We start from the raw sequence: 20477 nt of genomic DNA on the forward strand, positions 1-20477 counted from the left end.
GTCGATCCAGTTGTAGAGCCACTCCTTGCGCACCGTGACCTTGTGCGCCCACGGAAACAACCCCTCCGCCAGACCCACCACTCGGTCCGCGATGGCACGAAGGGCGCCGGCGGCGACGGCGGCCTCGGCTAGCCCCGGGCCCCGGCACGGCGGCGGACAACGGCGAAGCCAATACCGGCCGCACCGACGGCGGCCAGGCCCGAGCCCGCGACCAGGGTGGCGGTGGAGTGGCTCTCCTCGCCCTCACCGGTCTGGGCGCCGCCCTTGGGGACGGCCTTCACCTGCGGCGTACCCGTACCGGCCGGGGCGGCGCTGGGGGAGACCGAGGGCTTGGGGCTCGCGGCCGCGGTGGGCGCGGACGACACCGCCGGGGCGGGCGTGCCGTCGGCGAAGGCCGCCGCGCCCGAGAGGGCGACGGCACCGGCCGCGCCGACCGAGACCAGGGCGAGGCGCACGGCACGCCGGCCCGTCTTCCGAGGAGTTGCCTGAGGAGCTGTCATGGGATTCCCTCCGCATGGTCACCGCCCGCTTCCTGCTGGCCGCGAGTCGGTACGTCAGACGTTAGGAACCGCACCTCACAGCCCCGGGCCGGTGCCGTAACAGCCTCCGGGCGGGTCTGTAACAGTCGGCTGTAACAGTCGGCTGCAACAGAGCCTCAGCGGCCGAAGCAGCGCTTCAGCTCGTCCAGCTCGTAGAAGTACCCGCCTTTGGTGAAGGGCTTGCAGGAGGCGGGGAAGTACGTCTCCTTCTCGTTGTAGAGCATCCGGACCAGGTAGGCCGGCGCCTTGCCGTCCGCCGCATTGCCCGCGTAGACGTCCCACTGGATGTTGGCGGCCATCGGGGCGACCCGGGCCCCGCGCCACGGGTTGTTCGCATAGGTGTACGGCTGCGCCGGGTCGGCCGGCTCGGTGCTGCCGGGCAGGCCGAGCAGCACGGCGAGCGGCTCGATCTCCTCGGCGTGGGTGAAGCGCAGCACCGCGCCGTTGTCGCTGGTGCCCGCCGCCTTGGCCTCGGCCTGGGCGAAGAGGTCGTCGAGGAGGGGGTTGGCCATCTTGTAGGTGATGGTGCGTCCGCTGAAGGCGGGGCCCTTCTCGTAGAACTCCTCGGCGTCGTCCAGGTACTGCAGCCACTTGGCGTCGACCGGGGCCAGGAAGGGGCCGAGGTCGACCTCGGGCGCCTCGACCCGCAGGTCGGGGGCGGCGCCGTAGAGCTGGTAGAGCGCGGTGGCGAAGGCCTGCTGCTCGGCAGGGGTGAGCGTCTGCACGAACTCCGGGCAGAACAGCCGGGTGACGACGTGTCGGGCCACCGAGGCCGTGCGGGGCTGGTCCCGGATCTGCGCGAGGGTGGCGTGGAGCTCCGGGTCATCGGCCAGGTAGGCCTGGTAGTCCGCGTTCTGCGGCTGCTTGTGGAAGTACAGCAGGTTCTTGTCCGTGACCGGCGGCCGGACCAGGCCGGTCAGGCCCGGGTCCGCGGCCGTCAGGGCACCGGTGAACGCGTTGGCGCTGGCCACCACGCGGGCCACCCCGGAGGTCTCCACCACGATCGGCTCGCCCCCGGCCACGATCGAGTCGAAGAGCTCGGGCAGCCGCTGCTCCAGGCGCCGTGCCGTCCCCTGCTGCTCCTGCACCCCGAGCCCGGCGAGGCTCCCGTAACCGATCCCGGCCGCGGCCGCCAGCAGGGAGCGCACCTGCGGGCCGAGCTGCTCCCCGAGCCCGGTCAGCGCGCCGGCGGCCTGCGCCCGGTCGAGCACGGCGAGCACGGCGTCGCCGTCCTTGCCGTCCGTCATGGCGCGGGAGCCGTGGCGGGCGACGTTCTCGGTGAAGACCGGGGTGAAGCCCTTGGGGGCGTGGTGGTAGCGGTCGAGGGGTTGCTGCGGCGCGTACGGGGTCTTGGTCCCGTAGTACCCCTCGGCCGGGGCCGCGTCGGCGGTGCCGACGGTGAGCAGCGTGGTGGCGGCCAGGGCGGCGGCGAGAGTGGCGGTGTGCTTCAAGACGGGCCTCTCGGAAGGACGACTGGGCGCCCGCACCCTCGCACCGCCGTCCGAACGCCTGGTGTGGCGGAGGTGAACCGGAAAAATCTTCGGCGGCGATGTCGAGAACCCGCGGCCTGCTCCGTCCCAGGGGTGAAGGCGACCACAATGGGTCGCACCGGCAAGGAGGAAAATCATGGCCAAGTACCTGCTGCTGAAACACTACCGAGGCGCCCCGGCGGCCGTGAACGACGTGCCGATGGAGCACTGGACGCCCGAGGAAATCTCCGCTCACATCACCTTCATGGGCGACTTCGCGGCCCGGCTGGAGCAGACCGGCGAGTTCGTGGACGGCCAGGCGCTGGCACCCGAGGGCCTCTGGGTCCGCTACGACGGCGAGGGGCGCCCGCCGGTGACCGACGGGCCGTTCCCCGAGGCCAAGGACCTGATCGCCGGCTGGATGGTGATCGACGTGGACAGCCAGGAGCGCGCCGTCGAGTTGGCCGGTGAGCTCTCGGCCGCCCCCGGTGCGGACGGCAAGCCGATCCACGAGTGGCTGGAGCTGCGCCCCTTCCTGACCGCGCCGCCCACCGTCACGGACTGACCGCACCGATGGACGAAGCCCTGGTCCGGTCCCTCACCCCGGGCGTCCTCGCCGTCCTCGTCCGCCGCGGAGCCGACTTCGCGGCGGCCGAGGACGCGGTGCAGGACGCCCTGGTGGAGGCCGTCCGCAGCTGGCCGGACGATCCCCCGCGCGACCCCAAGGGGTGGCTGGTCACCGCCGCCTGGCGCAAGTTCCTCGACGCCGTACGGTCGGACACCGCCCGGCAGCGGCGCGAGGAGCGGATCGACCAGGAGCCGGCCCCCGGGCCCGCGCCGGAGGCGGACGACACCCTGCAGCTCTACTTCCTCTGCGCCCACCCCTCGCTGACGGCCTCCTCCGCCGTCGCGCTCACGCTGCGCGCCGTCGGCGGCCTGACCACCCGCCAGATCGCCGAGGCGTACCTGGTGCCCGAGGCGACGATGGCGCAGCGCATCAGCCGGGCCAAGCGGACGGTCTCCGGCGTACGGCTCGACCGGGCGGGCGATGTGGCGACCGTGCTGCGGGTGCTCTACCTGGTCTTCAACGAGGGCTACTCCGGGGACGTCGACCTGGCCGCCGAGGCGATCCGCCTCACCCGGCAGCTCGCGGCCCGGATCGACCACCCGGAGGTGTCCGGCCTGCTCGCCCTGATGCTGCTCCACCACGCCCGGCTCAGCGCCCGCACCGCCCCCGACGGCAGCCTGGTCCCGCTCACCGGGCAGGACCGCAGCCGCTGGGACACCGGTCTGATCACCGAGGGCGTCGGCATCCTCCAGGCGGCCCTGGCCCGCGACCGCCTGGGCGAGTTCCAGGCCCAGGCCGCCGTCGCCGCCCTGCATGCCGACGCCCCCACCGCCGAGGAGACCGACTGGGTGCAGATCGTGGAGTGGTACGACGAACTCGCCGCCCTGACCCCCAACCCCGTCGCCCGCCTCAACCGCGCCGTCGCCCTCGGCGAGGCCGACGGCCCCCGGGCCGGCCTCGCCGCCCTGGCCGAGCTGGACCCGGCCCTCCCCCGCCACACCGCCGCCTCCGCCTACCTCCACGAACGCGCCGGCGACCTGGCCCGGGCAGCCGAGCTCTACGCGGAGGCGGCGCAGAAGGCCACCAATGCCCCCGAGCGCGACCACCTGTTCAAGCAGGCGGCCAGTTGCACTCTCAGGGGTGCGGGGAACTGCGCTGCCAACCCCCGACAGCCTGCAGCCCCCCGCCATCCCTCGGTTGCACCCGAAGGGATCAGCCCATCGACGAGTAGGCGATGATGCCGCGCCGCAGGCCGTCCACGGCCTTGCGCGCCGTGGCCCGCAGGGCGACGTCGTCGCCCGCCGCGTCCTGGATCTGCCCCAGCACGTCGATCAGCTGCTTCGTCCAGCGGACGAAGTCGCCGGCCGGCATGTCGGCGTCGCGCAGGACGGAGTCCAGGTTGTGGCCCAGCGCCCAGCGGTACGCCGTCCACGCGAAGCCGAGATCCGGCTCGCGCTGGCCGACGCCCTCGGCGGTGTTGATGCGGTGCTGCTCCTCCAGGGCGTCCAGGTGGCCCCAGATCCGAACCATGTGGCCGAGTGCCTCCTTGGTGCCGCCCTCCGGCACCCGGGGGGCCGCGGCGTCGTCGGCCTGCCGGGCCTCGTACACCAACGCCGAGGCGCAGGCGGCGAGTTCGGCCGCGGCCAGGCCGCTCCAGACGCCCTCGCGGATGCACTCGGAGGCGAGCAGGTCGAGCTCGCCGTAGAGGCGGCCGAGGCGCTTGCCGTCGGGGGTGACGGTGTCGCCCTCGAGGTAGCCGAGATCGGTGAGCAGGCCGCAGACCCGGTCGAAGGTCCGCGCGATGGTGTTGGTGCGGGACTTGACCTTGCGCTCGAGCAGCTCGGTATCCCGGGTGAGGCGGTGGTAGCGCTCGGCCCAGCGGGCGTGGTCCTCGCGCTCGTCGCAGCCGTGGCAGGGGTGGGCCCGCAGGGTGGTGCGCAGCCGGGAGATCTCGGGATCGTCGGCGGCGGCCGCGCGGCCGCGGCGGTAGCGCTCGGGCTCCAGGTGGCCTGCCTTGGTGCGCAGTGCGGAGGCGAGGTCGCGCCGGGACTGCGGGCTGCGCGGGTTGAAGGACTTGGGGATCTTCATCCGCTCGACGGCCGACACCGGGTACGGGAAGTCGATCATCGCGAGCCGCTTGACCTGCCGCTCGGCGGTGAGCACCACCGGGCGTGGCCCGTCCTGGTAATCCGGGTGGCGCTGGCTGCGCGGCGAGCGGCTGACCGGCGGCAGGCCGGGGTCGAGCACCAGCGCGAGGCCCGCGAACTTGCCCGTCGGTACGTGGATCACGTCGCCCGGCTTGAGCTGCTCGATCGCGTCGATGGCGGCGGCCCGGCGCTGGCCGGTGCCCTCGCGGGCGAGCTCGTTCTCCCGCTCCTTGAGGTCGCGGCGCAGGCGCATGTACTCCTGGAAGTCGCCCAGGTGACAGGTCATCGACTCGCGGTACCCCGCCAGCCCCTCCTCGTTGCGCTGCACCTGCCGCGCGATGCCGACCACCGAGCGGTCGGCCTGGAACTGCGCGAAGGAGGTCTCGAGCAGCTCGCGGGAGCGGCGGCGGCCGAACTGGGAGACCAGGTTGACGGCCATGTTGTACGAGGGGCGGAAGGAGGACTTCAACGGGTAGGTACGGGTGCCGGCGAGCCCGGCCAGCGCCTCCGGGTCGATGCCGCGCTGCCAGAGCACGACGGCGTGGCCCTCGACGTCGATGCCGCGGCGGCCGGCCCGGCCGGTGAGCTGGGTGTACTCGCCGGGGGTGATGTCGGCGTGCATCTCGCCGTTCCACTTGACCAGCTTCTCGAGCACGACCGAGCGGGCGGGCATGTTGATGCCGAGCGCCAGGGTCTCGGTGGCGAAGACGGCCTTGACCAGGCCCTTCACGAAGAGCTCCTCGACCACCTCCTTGAACCTCGGCAGCATGCCGGCGTGGTGGGCGGCGATGCCGCGCTCCAGACCGTCCAGCCACTCGAAGTAGCCGAGGACGTGGAGGTCCTCGTCGGGGATGTCGGCGCAGCGCTCCTCGACGATGGCGCGCACCAGGGCCCGGTCGGCGTCACGGTTGAGCCGCAGGCCGGAGGTCAGGCACTGCTGGACGGCGGCCTCGCAGCCGGCCCGGCTGAAGATGAAGGTGATCGCGGGCAGCAGGCCCTCGGCGTCGAGCCGGTCGATCACGTCGACCCGGCCGGGCGTCCAGACCCGGGTGGGGCGGCCGGTGGGCATCGAGCGGCCGCGGCCGCGCTGGAAGCGGTCGCCGCCGCGCGGGTTGCCCGCCTGCTCGGAGCGGGCGAGCCGGACCAGCTCGGGGTTGACGGCCTTGGCCGGGTTGCGCGGGGCGTCCTTGGGGCGGCCGTCCCGGTCGGGGTTGGCGAACAGGTCGTACATCCGGTTGCCGGCCATGACGTGCTGCCAGAGCGGCACCGGGCGGTGCTCGGAGACGATCACCTTGGTGCCGCCGCGCACGGTGTCCAGCCAGTCGCCGAACTCCTCGGCGTTGGAGACGGTGGCGGAGAGCGAGGCCAGCACCACCGACTCGGGGAGGTGGATGATGACCTCCTCCCAGACGGCGCCGCGGAAGCGGTCGGCGAGGTAGTGCACCTCGTCCATCACCACGTAGCCCAGGCTGTCGAGCGCGCTGGAGCCCGCGTACAGCATGTTGCGCAGCACCTCGGTGGTCATCACGACCACGGGCGCGTCGCCGTTGACGCTGTTGTCACCGGTGAGCAGTCCGACCTTGTCGGCGCCGTAGCGCTTGACCAGGTCGCCGAACTTCTGGTTCGACAGGGCCTTGATCGGGGTGGTGTAGAAGCACTTGCGGCCCGACTGCAGGGCCAGGTGGACGGCGAACTCGCCGACGATGGTCTTGCCGGAGCCGGTGGGCGCGGCGACCAGGACGCCGCTGCCCGCCTCCAGGGCCTCGCAGGCCTCGATCTGGAACGGGTCGAGCGGGAAGTCGTAGAGCTCCTTGAAGCCGTACAGGGCGGTCTTCTGCTCCTTGGCGCGGCGGCGGAAGGCGGCGTACGCCTCGGCCGGGCCGAGCTCCGCCTGGTCTTCGGGCAAGGCGCCGTTCATCGGCGTCACCTCTTCTTCCGTGGGGCGGCGCGACGGCTGGTCAGTGGTGTGGTGATCGAACATCTCGGCTTGAGGTTACCCGGCACCACGGACATCGAATGCACCCTTTTTTCGCGGCCCGAACCGGCGCTCAGCGGTGCCCGGGGGCGCGGAAGGGATCAGATCCGCAGTTGCAAATGTCTTCAGATTGACGTGAACAGCTCTAGATCGATCGGCATTCCGGCCTCTTCCGATCGGTTCCGTTCATCCGGCGTGCCCGAGTGGGCGGCTCCCTACAGTCGGACCGACCGAAGGCCCCACGGACTAAGGAGAGCCACCATGGCCAATCTGGAGACCTCGCTCAAGGACGCGATGACCATCGAGGGCGCGATGGGCGTGGCCCTGGTGGACTACGGCAGCGGGATGGCGCTCGGCACCCTCGGGGACAGCAACGAGATCGACCTCAACATGGCCGCCGCGGGCAACACCGACCTGGTGCGGGCGAAGATGCGCACGATGGAGATGCTCGGCCAGCACGACAACGCGATCGAGGACATCCTGGTCACCCTGACCAGCCAGTACCACCTGATCCGGCCGCTCACCACGGACACCGGACGCGGCCTCTTCCTCTACCTCGCGCTCAACCGGGGCCGGGCCAACCTGGCGATGGCCCGGCACCAGCTGCGGCGGATCGAGGCGACCCTTGAGGTCTGACCGGCCGGCACGGAAGGAAGGGGGCGCAGGTGCCGGTACCGCTCTACCAGGCCAAGGCCGAGTTCTTCCGGATGCTCGGGCACCCCGTGCGGATCCGGGTCCTGGAGCTGCTGCAGGACGGGCCGACCCCCGTCCGTGACTTGGTCACGGCGATCGGGATCGAGCCCTCCAGCCTCTCCCAGCAGCTCGCCCAGTTACGCCGCTACGGCCTGGTGACGGCCACCCGCGAGGGCACCACCGTGGTCTACGCCCTGGCCGGCGGCGAGGTGGCGGACCTGTTACGCACCGCCCGGCGCATCCTCACCGAACTGCTCACCGACCAGGGCCTGCTACTGGCGGAGCTGCAGAACCGCCCGCCCGCCTAGGAAGGCCACGGGCCGTCAGCGACCCAGCAGTTCGCCGATGCCCGTGGCCAGCTTCTGGTACTCCTCCGGCCGGTTGTAGACCTGGGCGCTGATCCGCAGCACGCCGCCGCCGGTCCACGGCCGCACCGCGATCCGGATGCCGAGGCGGCGGTGGGCCGCGACCATCAGGGCCTTGGCGGTGTGCTCACTCTCGGCGCAGCCCGGGGGCAGCCGGACGGCGCGCATGGCCAGGCCCGCCATCACCGGCAGCTCGCGCAGCCCGGCCCGGTCGACCAGCAGCCGCTGCCCGTACTCGGCCAGCGCCGCGTTGTGGGTGCGGACCCGCTCGGCGCCGAGCTGCTCGAGCAGCGCGAAGCCGGTCGGGGCGGCCAGCCAGGGGGTGTAGTCGGCGGTGCCGCGCCACTCGACCCGGCCGGGGAAGCCCCGGTCGTGCTCCCAGGAGTACATCAGCGGGCGCATCCGGGGCCGCCAGGCTCCGGACACGGCGAGCACGGCGGTGGCGCGCGGGGCGAAGGCCCACTTGTGCAGGTTGCCGACCCAGAAGTCTGCGCCGCCGGCCTTCTCGCCGAGGTTGACCGGCAGCATGCCGGGCGCGTGGGCCGCGTCCACCACGGTGATCACCCCGCGCTCGGCGAGATCCGCCAGCAGCTGCCTGCTCGCGATCTCGCGCGCGCTCGGCGAGGTCACCAGGTCGAGCACCGCGACCCTGGTGCGGGGCCCGACGGCGGCCAGCACCTGCTCGCGGACGGCGTCCGCGTCCGGGGTGTGCAGCGACAGGCGCAGGCAGCGCACGGTGGCGCCGGATTCGGCGGCCTTGCGCTCGGCGGCCTTGTTGACCACGCCGTAGCCGTGGTCGGTCACCAGGATCTCGTCGCCCTCGGCCAGTGGGAGGGAGTCGAGCACCACGGCGATGCCCTCGGTCACGTTGGTGACCAGTGCGATCCGGTCGGGCTTGCCGCCCAGCGCCGTGGCGAGCCGGGCCCGGGCGTGCGCGATCCGGTCGGGCAGGTCGAGGAAGAAGCCGTCCGGATCCTGCTCCTGCTCGGCGCGCAGCCGGGCCTGCACGCGTTGGACGGGCAGCGGCACCGCACCGTACGAGCCGTGGTTGAGGTGGGCCACCGCCGGGTCGAGGCCGAACAGCCCGTTGGTGCCCGCCAGCGGGCGGGGGGCTTCCGCTGTCATTGCGCTCCTTCCGCGTCACACACCGTGCGTAATGATGTGTGACATTTCACACTGCATACTTCTAGCCGAGAACGGGCACCCACGGCAACCATCGGGCGGTGACCTCTACCGACTCTTTCCTCGCACTCAGCGCCCGAACCGGCCGGTTCGCCTACGGTTCACCGCGCGCCGTGACCATCTCCGGCGACGGCTCGCGCCTGCTCTTCCTCCGCTCGACCGGCTCGGAGGACCCGGTCGAGCGGCTCTGGCTGCTCGACCTGGCCACCCGCCAGGAGCGGCTGGTCGCCGACCCGGCCGTACTGGCCCCGCAGCGCACCGGCGCGCGCGCCGACCTGCCCGCCCTGGAGCGGCGGCTGCGCGAGCGGGTGCGGATCGCCGCCGTCGGCATCGGCTCGTTCGCCGCCACCGCCGACTGCTCGGTGGCCGTCTTCGCGCTCGACGGCCGCGTCTTCCGTACCGACACCGTCGCCGGCACGAGCACCGAACTCCCGGTCGCGGGCCCGGCCTTCGACCCACGCCCGGCCCCGGACGGCTCGGTGGTCGCCTACGTCTTCGACGGCCAGCTGCATCTGACGGATCGTCAGGAGCCGCTCAGCCCGGCCGACGGCGGGGTCTGGGGCGTGGCCGAGTTCGCGGCTGCCGAGGAGCTCGGCCGCTCCCGGGGCCACTGGTTCTCCCCCGACGGCTCGGCCGTGCTCGCCACCCGGATCGACGAATCCGCCCTGCCGCTGCGGTACTTCGCCGACCCGGCGCACCCCGAGCTGGCCCCCGAGAGCTTCGCCTACCCGCAGGCCGGCGGCCCCAACGTGGACCTCCAGCTCTGGGTGCTCGGCCTGGACGGCGCCCGCCGGCAACTGCGGTGGGACACCGAGGCCTTCCCCTACCTGTGCGCGGCCGGCTGGGAGAGCACCGGCGAGATCCTGCTGACCGTCGCCGACCGGCTGCAGCAGACCGTCCTGCTGCTCACCGCCGACCCCGCCAGCGGCGACACCCGCGAACTCTCGCGCACCGTCGACGAGTTCTGGGTGGACGACCTGCCCGGCACCCCGGCCCGCCTCGCCGACGGCCGGCTGCTCACCTCGGCCGACCACGAGGGCGGCACCGCCCGGGCGGTGGCCCTGGACGGCAAGATCCTCAGCGCGGAGCGGCTGCAGGTCCGCCGGGTGGTCGGCAGCCTGCGCGGGCAGCTGCTGATCGAGGCCGGCGAGGGCGACCCGGCCGACCAGCACGTCTACCTGCTCGACCCGGACAGCGGCGCCACCGAGCGGCTCAGCGAGGGCCCCGGCGTGCACTCGGCGATCGCGAGCGGCGAGACCCTGCTGCTCACCTCGGCCGGGCCGGACGGCATCAGCCGCCGACTGCACCACGAGGGCGAGGAGTTCGGCCTCACCGACCACGCCGCCCCGCTGCCCTACCGGGTGCTGCCCAAGTTCGCCCGGGTCACCGAACTCGGCCTGCCCACCGCCGTGGTGTACCCGCGCGGCCACGTGCCGGGCACCAAGCTGCCGGTGCTGCTCGACGTCTACGGCGGCCCCGGCTTCCAGGCCGTGGCCAGCGAGCCGCGCCGCTGGCAGGCCCGCCAGTGGTGGGCCGACCAGGGCTACGCCGTGGTCACCACCGACAACCGGGGCACGCCGTTCGTCTCCCCCGCCTTCGCGAAGGCGATCTTCCGCCGCTTCTCCCAGGTCGCGATCGACGACCAGGTGGCCGCGCTGCAGGCGCTGGCCGAGCGGGAGCCGGACCTCGACCTCGGCCGGGTCGGCGTGCGCGGCTGGTCGTACGGCGGGTACTTCGCGGCGCTGGCCGTGCTGCGCCGCCCGGACGTCTTCCACGCGGGCGCGGCGGGCGCGCCGCCCACCGACTTCCGGCTGTACGACACCGCCTACACCGAGCGCTACCTGGGCCTGCCGCAGGAGAACCCCGAGGGCTACCAGGCCGACTGCCTGGTGGACGACGCACCGAACCTGACCCGGCCGCTGCTGCTGATCCACGGCCTGGCGGACGACAACGTGCACCCCTCGCACTCCCTGCTGCTCTCCGAGGCGCTCACCAAGGCGGGCCGCCCGCACAGCGTGCTGCCGCTGCCCGGGGTCAGCCACATGACGCCGTTCGGCGTGAACGAGCAGATCACCGAGGCCGAACTCGCCTTCCTGCGGGATGCCTTGGCCCGCTGACCGGTCGTTCGTACGGTTCGTGCCCGGTAGGCCCCGATTCGGAAACCAATCCGAATCGGGGCCTTCCATGTGATGGATGACATGTGAAATATTACCCCCGCTCACTCGACCACCCCCGTCCGGAAAGGACCGGTCAGTTGCGCAGATTGTCAGCAGCCCTCGCGGCTGCGCTGACCACCAGTGCGATAGCGGCGACCATGCTCGGCGCCACCGCACAGGCCGCCCCCGTCAAGCCCGAGACGATCTCGGGCGCCCAGGCCCTCGCCGCCCAGAACGGCTCCGAGGGCCGTGAGGGCCCGCAGCAGAAGGCGCTCCCCCAGCAGGAGGTGCTGCGCCAGTCGCTCCAGTCCAAGGCCCTGGAACTGGTCAACAAGGGTGCGGTGGCCAAGACCGCCGACGGCACGGTGCCCCCGGTCGCCAAGATCGGCAAGGACTACGTCCAGCTCGCCAAGAAGCGCACCGACAAGGTGTTCGTCATCCTCGCCCAGTTCGGCGACAAGGTCGACAACACCACGCTCTACAACGGCACCCCGCGCTACGGCGGCACGCCCGGCCCGCAGCACAACACCATCCCGCAGCCGGGCAAGGACGACACCCACACCTTCTGGCAGGGCGACTTCAGCCGCGACTACTACCAGAAGATGTTCTTCGACGGCACGCCCGGCGCCAACTCGCTGCGCAACTACTACCGCACCCAGTCCTCGGGCCGGTACGACGTCGACGGCACCGTCAGCGACTGGGTCACCGTCCCGTACAACGAGGCCCGCTACGGCTCCAACAAGGGCCCCGAGGGCAGCGGTGCCTGGACCCAGGCGCAGGAGTTCATCCGCGACGCCTTCGACGCCTGGTACAAGGGCGAGATCGCCAAGGGCCGTTCGGTCGCCGACATCAAGGCGCAGCTGGCCCAGTACGACGTCGAGGACCGCTACGACCACCTCCACGACGGCAACTTCAACCAGCCCGACGGCTACCTCGACAACGTCATCGTGGTGCACGCGGGCGTGGACGAGACCTGGGGCGGCGGCGCCCAGGGCGCGGACGCCCTCTGGGCGCACCGCAGCTGGGACTTCCCGGACCCGACCCACCAGACGGGCCCGGCCGGGAACAAGATCGGCGGCTCCCAGATCGGGGACACCGGCTACTACGTCTACGACTACCTGCAGGCGGGCGAGAACAGCGGCGTCGGCCTCTTCTCGCACGAGTTCGGCCACAACCTCGGCCTGCCGGACCTCTACCCGCTGACGGGCGGTGACAACGGCGTCAGCTTCTGGTCGCTGATGTCCTCCGCCTCCTACCTGGGCAGGGGCCGCAACACCACGGGCGAGTTCCCGGGCGACCTGGACGCGTGGAGCAAGCTGCAGCTCGGCTGGCTGAACTACGACGAGGCGCAGGCCGCCACCACCTCCAGCCACACGCTGGGCGTTTCGGCCTACAACACCGACCAGGCCCAGGCCGTGCTGGTCCACCTGCCTCCGGGCACCACCACGACCGTCCTGGCCGATCCGGCCGAGGGCAAGTCCCAGTGGTGGAGCAACACCGGTGACAACCTGGACAACGCGCTGAGCCGCAACCTGGACCTCACCGGCAAGTCGGCCTCGGCCGCGCTGGACACCGCCGCCTGGTGGGACGTCGAGCAGGACTACGACTTCCTGACCTTCGAGGCCTCCACCGACAACGGCAAGAGCTGGACCGCCCTGCAGGGCACCGTGGACGGCGTGCCGTACGGCAAGACCTCCGCCAACATCCCCGGCCTGACCGGCACTTCGGGCGCCTACAAGCAGATCCACGTCCCCCTCGACGCCTACCTGGGCAAGCAGGTGCAGCTCCGGGTGCACGTCACCTCGGACAGCAACACCCACGGCAAGGGCGTGCTGATCGACGCGCTGAAGATCTCGGCCGACGGTGCCACCGTCTTCGCCGACGGCGCGGAGAACGGCAACCAGGGCTGGGACACCCGCGGCTTCCTGATCGTCGACGGCAAGAACGCCGTGCAGCAGCACCCGCGCGCCTACCTGGCGGAGAACCGCCGCTACGTCGGCTACGGCGCCTACCTCAAGACCGGCCCGTACAACTTCGGTTACTGGGGCGTCAAGAACAAGGCCAACGTGATCGACACCTACCCGTACCAGGAGGGTGTGCTGGTCTGGCTCTGGGACACCGACTACCTGGACAACAACACCAAGGACCACCTCGGCGGCGGCCTGATCCTGCCCGTCGACGCGCACCCGGCGCCGACCCGCTTCGGTGACGGCTCGCTGGTGAACGGCCGGGCGCAGACCTACGACGCGCCGTTCTCCCTGAAGCCCACCACCGGCTTCACCATCCACAAGGCCGGCGTCCCGACCACCATCGGCACCGAGCCCGCCGTCCCGGTCTTCAACGACCACACCAACAAGTACCTGGACCCCGCCAACCCGCAGGTCGGCGTCGACGTCCCGGACACCAACACCAAGATCGAGGTCGTCCGCGAGACCCAGAACGGCCGGCTGACCACCATCAAGGTCGGCCCCGCCTCCTGACGCGGCCTCTCCCCGAGCCCCGGCCCCGCCCTCCCCGGCGGGGCCGGGGCTCCTTGCTACGCTGACGCTCCGATCGACGGGGGCTTGCCATGGGCCGTGCTGTACCGGGTCTGAGCCCCCGGGCCGGCCGGGGGCTCAGCGGGTCCGGTCAGCCGAGGTCGACGGACTCGCCGAGGGGGATGCGGGCGTACTCGGTCTCGCCCTTCCAGTCGAGCCAGGCGTCGAAGTTCTCCTGGCCGATCTCGCTGAGGTGGGCGTCGTGGATCGGGAAGGCCCGGGCGGGGCGGACGGTGCGGGCGAAGTCCACCACCTCGGCGAGCTTGATCCAGGGGCCGGCGGCGGGCACCAGGAGGGTGTCGACCGGCTGCTCGGGGACGTGCAGCGAATCGCCCGGGTGGTAGAGCCCGTCGACCAGGAACCCGAGGTTGGTGCAGTCCGGCAGCCCGTCCACCGTCTCGGCGTGCTTCCCGCCGACCACCGTGACCTGGAAGCCGGCCGCCTCGAAGGTCTCGCCGACCGTCACCGCCTGCGCGCCCAGCTCGGCCGCCAGCTCCGGGTGGGCGTAGACCGCCAGCCCCGGGTCGGCCTGCCGGGCCGCCGCCAGCCGGTCGCGGTCGAGGTGGTCGTCGTGCTCATGGGTGAGCAGCACCGCGTCGGCCCCGGCCAACGGCTCGTCCCCCGAGAACTCCCCCGGGTCGATCACCAGCACCCGCCCGTCCTGCTCCAACCGCACACACGCATGTCCGTACTTCGTCAGTCGCATGCGGCCAACGTAATCGAACGGCAGGTCGGCCCGTCAGCATTTCCTCCGCCCGCGGCCCGGGCCCGCCCTGTCGGTGCGTCCTGGCAGGCTACGCACCATGACTCTCACCGACCTCACCTTCGACGACTGGCGCGCCTTCGGCCTGCCGGCCGCCCGGCGGATCGCCACCGAGTTCGTGTACGGCGAGGACGGCGAGGACATGTACGAGGAGTTCACCACCCGGCCGGTACTGGCACTGTAGGGGCCATGGGACCAGCAGAGACCGAGCAGCAGACCGCCCTCACCACCCTGGGCGAACTGGCGTGCCGTTACCGGACGGACGAGATCCCGGCGGCGGAGCTGCCGATGCTCGCGGCCGAACTGCTCGCTGCCGGGCTGGACACGCCGACGCTGTGCGACCTGGCCGGGTGGCCGCGCACCGCGTACACCGACGACATCCGCGCCGCCTTCGAGCAGTCCCTCGCCGAGGCCGGGATCCCGCTGCCCGAGCCCGGCCTGGCCTGGCGTCACGCGCTGCGCCGCCAGGCGGCGCGGTACGCCGCCGGCGAGCTGACCTCGGCCGGTCCGGTGAACGAGGACAGCCCCTGGGAGGCGGTCACCGAGGCGGAGCGGGCGTTCCTCGACCTGATCCCGCAGTGCGGGTGCTGCATCGAGTACACGGTGCCGGTCGACCGGCAGTCCTGGGAGGCCCAGCTGCACGCCGCCGCCCTCGCCCTGCTCGCGGCCGTACCCGCCGTACCGGGCTGCTGAGCCTCGAAACGGCGGACCCCCCGCCGGGCGGGCCGGCGGGGGGTCCGTGTCGGGGTGGTGGGTGGTCAGGCGGTCGGGGTCCTGGGCCGGTCGGCGGAGACCGCGAGCGAGTGGAGCTCGCCGTTCTCGTGGCAGAAGGCCATGACCCGGCTGCCGTGGACCATCAGGTCCGTCTGGCCAGGCACGTGGAACTCGCCGAGCGAGTGGCCGAGGCCCTGCGAGTCCAGCAGCTCGACGAGCCCGTCCCGGTCGGCCGGGACGGCGAGCGAGTCGCCGAGGCCGAGCTCGACCGGGAGCCGGAGTACGCCGCCGAACGGCTCCAGCTGGACCGTCCGGATCAGGCCGGTGGCGCCGTCGGTGTACAGCTCCACGCCCGCGTACTTGTACACCGGGTCGGGGCCGTCGATGGCCAGCTCGGTGCTGCCGAGCACGGCCCGCACCTCGGCGTACGACGCGCCGACCGCCAACAGGCCGAGCCGGCCGGTGCGAAGGAACTCCGCCAACCGGTCCGCTGCTGTCACGGCGTGCCTCCCAGTGCTCGGATGAGGTTCTCCAACTTGGGGATCTCGTTGGTCCCCGGCGAATTCTGCTTGAGGTAGCCGAGCCCGGCGTAGGCCTTCTTCAGCATGTCCTTGCGGAACTTGGGGTTCTTGAGGGCCGCCGCCGCGTCCTTCGCCGCCTTTCCGCTGATCGTCTTCCCGAAGGACGGCCGGAACTGGATCTCGAAGCCGCCGTCGGCGGTCGGGACCCCGAAGAACGAGACCTCCTCCCCCGTCGACATCTTCGCGTGCAGGCCCTTGGCGGCCCAGTCGTTGGCCACGGTGTCGACCTCGGGGCAGAAGGCGTTGTGCACCAGGACCGGGCTCTGCCCCGCCAGGACGTAGAACGAGTGGAGCCCCTCGACGGTCAGGTCGTAGACCTCGGTCGAGGCGAGACCGGCCCGGTCCTGCGTGGAGGTGACGGTACGGGTCGAACCGTCCGGCCGGCGGACCTGGTCGCCCGCGTGCAGGTCGACCGCGAAGGTCCACCCACGCTGGGCCACGTAGACCCGGTGCCAGGCGGTGGTGTCGAGCCGGCCGCCGCCTTCCAGGCCGACGGTGACCAGGCGCTGGGTGCCGTGCGAGAACGCGGCGGTGACCGGCTCGGCCCTGGTGCTGCCGTCGGCCGGGTCGGTCGCCAGCACCTGGTCGCCCGGCCGGACCGCGCTGATCGCCCGGTGCGAGCCGTCGGCCAGCAGGACCTGGGTGTCGCCGGGGAAGCTGTTGGTGGCACAGCTCGCCAGCTGCTCCTCGGCCTGCTGCAGGTCCCGCTCCAGCTGGGCCTTGGTGGCGTCCTCGATGTCGGCGAGCTTGACGTCCGCGAGGACCTTCTCCAGGTCGACACCCGTGGTGATGGCCTTGTCCGCCTCCAGGGCCATCTCGGCGCCCTTGGCGGCCTTGCCACCGGGCAGGAAGTTCAGCGCCGTGGTGCAGGCGGGCGAGAGCCCGTGACTGCGGTTGCACTCGTCCGCGTCGTGGGCGATGCTCTCCGCCAGCGCGACGAGCACCGCCTTGTCGACCTCCAGGATCAGCGAGATGGCGCTGAAGTGCTGGGTGGTCTTCTTGGTCACCACGGTGTTGTCGGCGCCGAGCCAGGTGATGTTGTAGTACGCCGCCGGTCCGGGGATGTCGGAGGCCGGCTCACCGATGGTCGGCAGCTGCAGGTAGTAGTCGACCCGCACGTTGTACTTGACGGTGAAGGTGACGTCACAGCCGCTGTCGCGGCTGGTGATGACCCCGAGCACGCACGGGCCGTCCGGGGTCGGGTCACCGAGCTGGGTGACCGTCTGCTGGGTGAAGACCCGCTGGATGCCCGTGGCACCACCGCTCTGCACCAGGTCGCGCTGGTCCGCAGCGGACTTCTGCCCGTCCGCGAGCGCCTTGGCCGCCTGGTCGGCGGCCGCCAGCTTCTCGGCGTTGACGGCGGACTCCTGGGCGGCGGCGGCCTGGGTCTGGGCGTCCTTGGCGGCCGCCGCCGCGGCGTCGGCGTCCTTGGCCGCCTGGGCGGCCACCTCGCGCGCCGTGGCGGCGGCGGACTGCGCGTCGCTCGCGGCGACCTTCGCCTTGTCCGCGTCGTCGGCCGCGGCGACCGCCGACGCCCGCGCGTCGTGCGCGTCACCCGCGGCGCCCTTGGCCGCCGCCGAGGCGGCTGCCGCGTCACCGGCGGCCTGGCTGTCGTAGTCGACAGTCCGGGCCTGCGAGGCGAGCGCGTCGGCCAGCGCCTGGGCCGCCGTGGCCGACGAGGCCAGCGCGTCCTTCGCCGAGCTCTTCGCCGCGGCCGCCGAGGCGGCGGCCGCGGCGGCGGCACGCGAGGCCGCCTGGGCGTCACCGGTCGCCGCGTTGGCCAGCGCGGCGGCCTGGTCGGCCGCCTGCTTCGCCTGATCGGCCTTCAGCTGCGCGACGGCCTGCTGCTGCTCGGCGATCGTCTTGGTCGCCTGACCGGTCAGTACCGCCAACCCGGCCGAGACGTCGGTGTCCTGGTAGGGGGCACCGAGCTGGACGGCGTCGTTGGCCGACGCGGCGACCTGCTGTGCCGAGGCCGACGCCGCGCCCGCCGCCTGCGCGGTGGCGTACGCGAACCCGGCCGCCGAGGCTGCGGTGGCCTGCGCCTGGCCGGCCTGCGCCCAGGCCGCGATCGCGTTCGACCGGGCCGAATCCGCCTGTGCCTGCGCGGTGGCCGCGTCCTTCTGTGCGGCGTCCGCGTCGGCGGCGGCCCGGTCGGAGGCCGCCCGGGCGTCCGCGACGGCCGACTGGCCGGTACGCACCGCCTGGTCCGCCACCGCCTTGGCGGCGTTGGCCGCGCTCGCATCGCTCTGCGCCTGGGCGGCCGCACCCTCGGCGCGGGTCGCCTCGGCATCCGCCGTCCGCGCGTCGGCAGTGGCCCGGTCGGCCGCCGCCGAGGAGGCGTCGGCGTTGTTCTGTGCGGTGGTGGCGTCCGCGTCGGCCGCGTCAGCCGCGTCCTTGGCCGCCTGCGCGTCGGGCCCGGCCGCCTTGGCGGCGGCGTCGGCCTCGGCGGCGTCCGCCTTGGCCGCCAGCGCGTTGTGCGCCTGCTCGGCCTCCCACGCCTTGCGGCGGGCGTCCTGAGCGGCCTTGTCCGCGGTCTGCGCGTCGCTGCGCTTCTGCGCCGCCGTGGCTCCGGCCGCCTTGGCCGCGTCCGCCGCCTTCACCGCCGCGTCCGCCTTGGACTGCGCCGTACCCCGGTCGGTGTCGGCCTTGGCCTGCGCGGCGGCCGCCTTGTTCTTGGCATCTGCCGCCGTGGCCTGCGCCGCCTCGGCTGCCGCGCGCTTGGCCTTCGCGGTGGCCGCCGCCTGCTTGGCGCTCTGCTCGGCGCCCTGAACGGTCGTCAGCGCCGTCTGCGCGTCCTTGGCCGCCTGCGCCGCCTTCGCCGCCTGCTGGGCCGAGCCGTCAGCTGCGGCCTTCGCCTGGTCGGCGGCCGCCTGCGCGGCGGTGGAGCGGAAGGCGGCCTGCGCGGCGTGCAGTTGGGTCTGCGCCAGCTGCTGCAGCGTCTGGCTGTTCGCCCCCGAGGCCGTCGTCGCGTTGTACGTGGTCTCGGTGGCCTTCACCACCGCGTCCAGCGCCGCCGCCGAGGCCAGCGTCGCCTGCGCCTCCTGCTGACCGGCCAGCAGACCGCGCCCGCGCGGCTGACCGGCCGCGTCGGCGATGGCGTACGCCTTCGCCTGTGCGTCCTTGGTGTCCTTTGCCGCCTGCTGCGCGATCGGCGCCTGCTGCTTGGCGAGGTCCCACTGCACCTTGGCCGCCTGCTGCGCGGCGGCCAGCGCCTTGTTCACCGCGTCGAACTCGGCCGGCTTCGGGTACGACAGGCTGTCGGTGCCCGTGCCGGTGCCACCGTTGTCCTGCTGTGCGTCGAACTGCTGGGCCCCGGTGCGGTTGCAGCTCCACACCTGGGTGGCCTGCCCCTGGTTGGCGGTGTGCAGGTCCAGGCAGAGCTTGGAGCCGAGGTTGTACAGCGTGGTGCCGCCGTTGGTGGCGGCCAGCTGCCACTGCTGCGACCCGGTGCCGTTGCACCCCCAGATCTGCACCTTGGTGCCGTTGACCTGCGGTCCGTGGCCGCCGTCCACGTCCAGGCACTTGTTGGTGGCCGAGTTGACCAGGGCCCCGGTCGGCGTCGGACGCCACTGCTGCGCGGCGCTGCTGTTGCACCCCCAGGCCTGCACCACAGTGCCGTTCGCCGGGTTGCTGCCGCTCACGTCCAGGCAGTTGCCGGCCGCGGTGTGCAGGTGGAACACGATCGGCCCACTGCCCTCGGTGCCCTTGCCGCCGGGCAGCCAGTACGCCTGCCAGCGGCTCAGGTGGTCGGCCAGCCAGGACTGCGCGAGTGCCTCGCCCAGGGCCTGCGAGCCGGTCTGCAGGGCGGCGGTCGCCTTCTGGGTCGCCGCCAGGATGCGGTCGCGCTGCACCTGCTGGCCCGCGATCTCGGCCTGCCACTCGGTGGTGGCGGTCCGGACCTCGGTGCCGAGCACCTTGTTCGCGTCGACCTTGTCCGGGTTGCTGCTGTCGCAGGAGGCGTAACGGGTCTTCAGGTCCTCGACCGCGACCCGGAACTCGGCCGTGCCGGGCTCCGGTGCGCTGCGCGGGAAGCCGCCGTTCTGCAGGAAGAGCCGGGTGTCGTCGGCGGAGAGCGAGAAGCCGACGTTGTCCTGGTCCCACAGCACGTGCTCGGTGGCCTGGCGCAGGTAGTCCGGGCCACTCGGGTCGGGCCAGGGGCCGCCGTAGCGCGAATCGCCCAGCGCCTTGGCCGCCTTGAGCGTGTCGGCGGTCGGCGCCGGAGTGGCGACCTTGCCGATGTCGGACTCGGAGGTCCACATCCGCTTGCCCAGCCAGGGGCCGAGACCGGTCTGCTCGAAGAAGTCACCCCGCTGGTCCCCCGGGGAGCCCGGGGCCCAGCGGAAGTCGGCCACCGACTGGAAGCCGCCCGGCACCTGGATCGACGCCAACGGCGCCTCCCAGTCCTTGTGACGGACGCTCAGCTGGTCGGCCTTCGCCTGCACGGCCTTGCTGTCCGCGAGGTACGCGTCGTGCAGCGGCGTGCTGTGGTTGCGGGTGTCGGTGTCGACTGCGGCGTGCAGCTGGTCCGGTGTGCCGTCCAGTGCCGTCGCGGCCAGCTGCTTCATCGCCGGGCCGCCCATCCGCAGCACGCCGGACATGAAGCACTGGTCCTGCCGGTACTGCGCGTCGCTCACCGAGCCGGCCTGGTCGGCCGGAGCCACGGCCGCCAGCGCCTGGAGGTTCGAACCTCCCAGAGCCGCGGCCGTCAGCAGCGCGGTGACCGCCGCGAGGCGTGGCAGAGGCCCCCTGGCCCGCTTCCGGGCAGGGAGAGTCAGATTTTTCACG

General features: G+C 72.6%; 15 protein-coding genes. 8 read left to right on the forward strand and 7 right to left on the reverse strand.

What is annotated here, in order from left to right; translation table 11 throughout:
- Window positions 1-128: 128 nt before the first annotated feature.
- On the reverse strand, window positions 129-500 hold the full coding sequence (locus tag ABT095_RS26450) for a sortase-dependent protein (RefSeq protein ID WP_350532006.1): 372 nt from the start codon (window positions 498-500) through the stop codon (window positions 129-131).
- Between the two features lie 155 nt (window positions 501-655).
- On the reverse strand, window positions 656-1990 hold the full coding sequence (locus ABT095_RS26455; RefSeq protein ID WP_350532007.1) for a histidine-type phosphatase: 1335 nt from the start codon (window positions 1988-1990) through the stop codon (window positions 656-658).
- 175 nt (window positions 1991-2165) lie between these two features.
- Here ABT095_RS26455 and ABT095_RS26460 point away from each other — a divergent pair, with 175 nt between their 5' ends.
- Together ABT095_RS26460 and ABT095_RS26465 are read left to right on the forward strand one after the other, a co-directional pair.
- A complete protein-coding gene (locus tag ABT095_RS26460) occupies window positions 2166-2573 on the forward strand; it encodes a YciI family protein (RefSeq protein ID WP_350532008.1) in 408 nt (135 codons plus the stop codon).
- A gap of 8 nt (window positions 2574-2581) precedes the next feature.
- The gene (locus ABT095_RS26465) at window positions 2582-3814 is read left to right on the forward strand and encodes an RNA polymerase sigma factor (protein WP_350532009.1); all 1233 of its coding nucleotides are present in this window, start codon (window positions 2582-2584) and stop codon (window positions 3812-3814) included.
- Here the strand turns inward: ABT095_RS26465 and ABT095_RS26470 are convergent.
- Entirely contained in the window at window positions 3789-6641 is a 2853-nt protein-coding gene (locus ABT095_RS26470) for a DEAD/DEAH box helicase (RefSeq protein ID WP_350532010.1), read from the reverse strand. The two genes, ABT095_RS26465 and ABT095_RS26470, sit on opposite strands and share 26 nt — an antisense overlap.
- A 318-nt stretch (window positions 6642-6959) precedes the next feature.
- Here ABT095_RS26470 and ABT095_RS26475 point away from each other — a divergent pair, with 318 nt between their 5' ends.
- The gene (locus tag ABT095_RS26475; RefSeq protein WP_350532011.1) at window positions 6960-7334 is read left to right on the forward strand and encodes a hypothetical protein; all 375 of its coding nucleotides are present in this window, start codon (window positions 6960-6962) and stop codon (window positions 7332-7334) included.
- A 29-nt stretch (window positions 7335-7363) separates the two neighbouring features.
- Window positions 7364-7699, forward strand: a complete 336-nt coding sequence (locus ABT095_RS26480; RefSeq protein ID WP_350532012.1) for an ArsR/SmtB family transcription factor — start codon at window positions 7364-7366, stop codon at window positions 7697-7699.
- 15 nt (window positions 7700-7714) lie between these two features.
- Here the strand turns inward: ABT095_RS26480 and ABT095_RS26485 are convergent, their stop codons facing one another.
- Entirely contained in the window at window positions 7715-8881 is a 1167-nt protein-coding gene (locus tag ABT095_RS26485; protein WP_350532013.1) for an aminotransferase class V-fold PLP-dependent enzyme, read from the reverse strand.
- A 98-nt stretch (window positions 8882-8979) separates the two neighbouring features.
- On the opposite strand from ABT095_RS26485, the gene ABT095_RS26490 reads away from it, so the two are divergent.
- Entirely contained in the window at window positions 8980-11055 is a 2076-nt protein-coding gene (locus tag ABT095_RS26490; protein ID WP_350532014.1) for a S9 family peptidase, read from the forward strand.
- Between the two features lie 137 nt (window positions 11056-11192).
- Entirely contained in the window at window positions 11193-13574 is a 2382-nt protein-coding gene (locus ABT095_RS26495; RefSeq protein ID WP_350532015.1) for an immune inhibitor A domain-containing protein, read from the forward strand.
- A 148-nt stretch (window positions 13575-13722) separates the two neighbouring features.
- Here ABT095_RS26495 and ABT095_RS26500 read toward each other — a convergent pair whose 3' ends face one another.
- Entirely contained in the window at window positions 13723-14337 is a 615-nt protein-coding gene (locus ABT095_RS26500; RefSeq protein ID WP_350532016.1) for an MBL fold metallo-hydrolase, read from the reverse strand.
- A gap of 97 nt (window positions 14338-14434) precedes the next feature.
- Here ABT095_RS26500 and ABT095_RS26505 point away from each other — a divergent pair, with 97 nt between their 5' ends.
- Complete coding sequence (locus tag ABT095_RS26505) at window positions 14435-14578, forward strand: hypothetical protein (protein ID WP_350532017.1); 144 nt, start codon at window positions 14435-14437, stop codon at window positions 14576-14578.
- Window positions 14579-14583: 5 nt separating this feature from the next.
- Window positions 14584-15087, forward strand: a complete 504-nt coding sequence (locus tag ABT095_RS26510; protein WP_350532018.1) for a hypothetical protein — start codon at window positions 14584-14586, stop codon at window positions 15085-15087.
- A 65-nt stretch (window positions 15088-15152) separates the two neighbouring features.
- Here the strand turns inward: ABT095_RS26510 and ABT095_RS26515 are convergent, their stop codons facing one another.
- Both ABT095_RS26515 and ABT095_RS26520 read right to left on the reverse strand, forming a co-directional pair.
- Window positions 15153-15608 (reverse strand): hypothetical protein, encoded by a 456-nt coding sequence (locus ABT095_RS26515; protein ID WP_350532019.1) that lies wholly within the window; start codon window positions 15606-15608, stop codon window positions 15153-15155.
- Entirely contained in the window at window positions 15605-20476 is a 4872-nt protein-coding gene (locus ABT095_RS26520) for a ricin-type beta-trefoil lectin domain protein (protein ID WP_350532020.1), read from the reverse strand. The genes ABT095_RS26515 and ABT095_RS26520 overlap by 4 nt, the downstream gene beginning before the upstream one ends.
- Window position 20477: the final 1 nt, after the last annotated feature.

Source organism: Kitasatospora sp. NPDC002227 (genome assembly GCF_040296285.1).
GTDB lineage: Bacteria > Actinomycetota > Actinomycetes > Streptomycetales > Streptomycetaceae > Kitasatospora.

What these genes read in the sequence shown, in the direction of transcription:
- ABT095_RS26505 (WP_350532017.1), top strand. Translation starts at nt 14,435, where the DNA reads ATGACTCTCACCGACCTCACCTTCGACGACTGGCGCGCCTTCGGCCTG.
- ABT095_RS26470 (WP_350532010.1), bottom strand. Translation starts at nt 6,641, where the DNA reads ATGAACGGCGCCTTGCCCGAAGACCAGGCGGAGCTCGGCCCGGCCGAG.
- ABT095_RS26475 (WP_350532011.1), top strand. Translation starts at nt 6,960, where the DNA reads ATGGCCAATCTGGAGACCTCGCTCAAGGACGCGATGACCATCGAGGGC.
- ABT095_RS26465 (WP_350532009.1), top strand. Translation starts at nt 2,582, where the DNA reads ATGGACGAAGCCCTGGTCCGGTCCCTCACCCCGGGCGTCCTCGCCGTC.
- ABT095_RS26500 (WP_350532016.1), bottom strand. Translation starts at nt 14,337, where the DNA reads ATGCGACTGACGAAGTACGGACATGCGTGTGTGCGGTTGGAGCAGGAC.
- ABT095_RS26460 (WP_350532008.1), top strand. Translation starts at nt 2,166, where the DNA reads ATGGCCAAGTACCTGCTGCTGAAACACTACCGAGGCGCCCCGGCGGCC.
- ABT095_RS26485 (WP_350532013.1), bottom strand. Translation starts at nt 8,881, where the DNA reads ATGACAGCGGAAGCCCCCCGCCCGCTGGCGGGCACCAACGGGCTGTTC.
- ABT095_RS26510 (WP_350532018.1), top strand. Translation starts at nt 14,584, where the DNA reads ATGGGACCAGCAGAGACCGAGCAGCAGACCGCCCTCACCACCCTGGGC.
- ABT095_RS26450 (WP_350532006.1), bottom strand. Translation starts at nt 500, where the DNA reads ATGACAGCTCCTCAGGCAACTCCTCGGAAGACGGGCCGGCGTGCCGTG.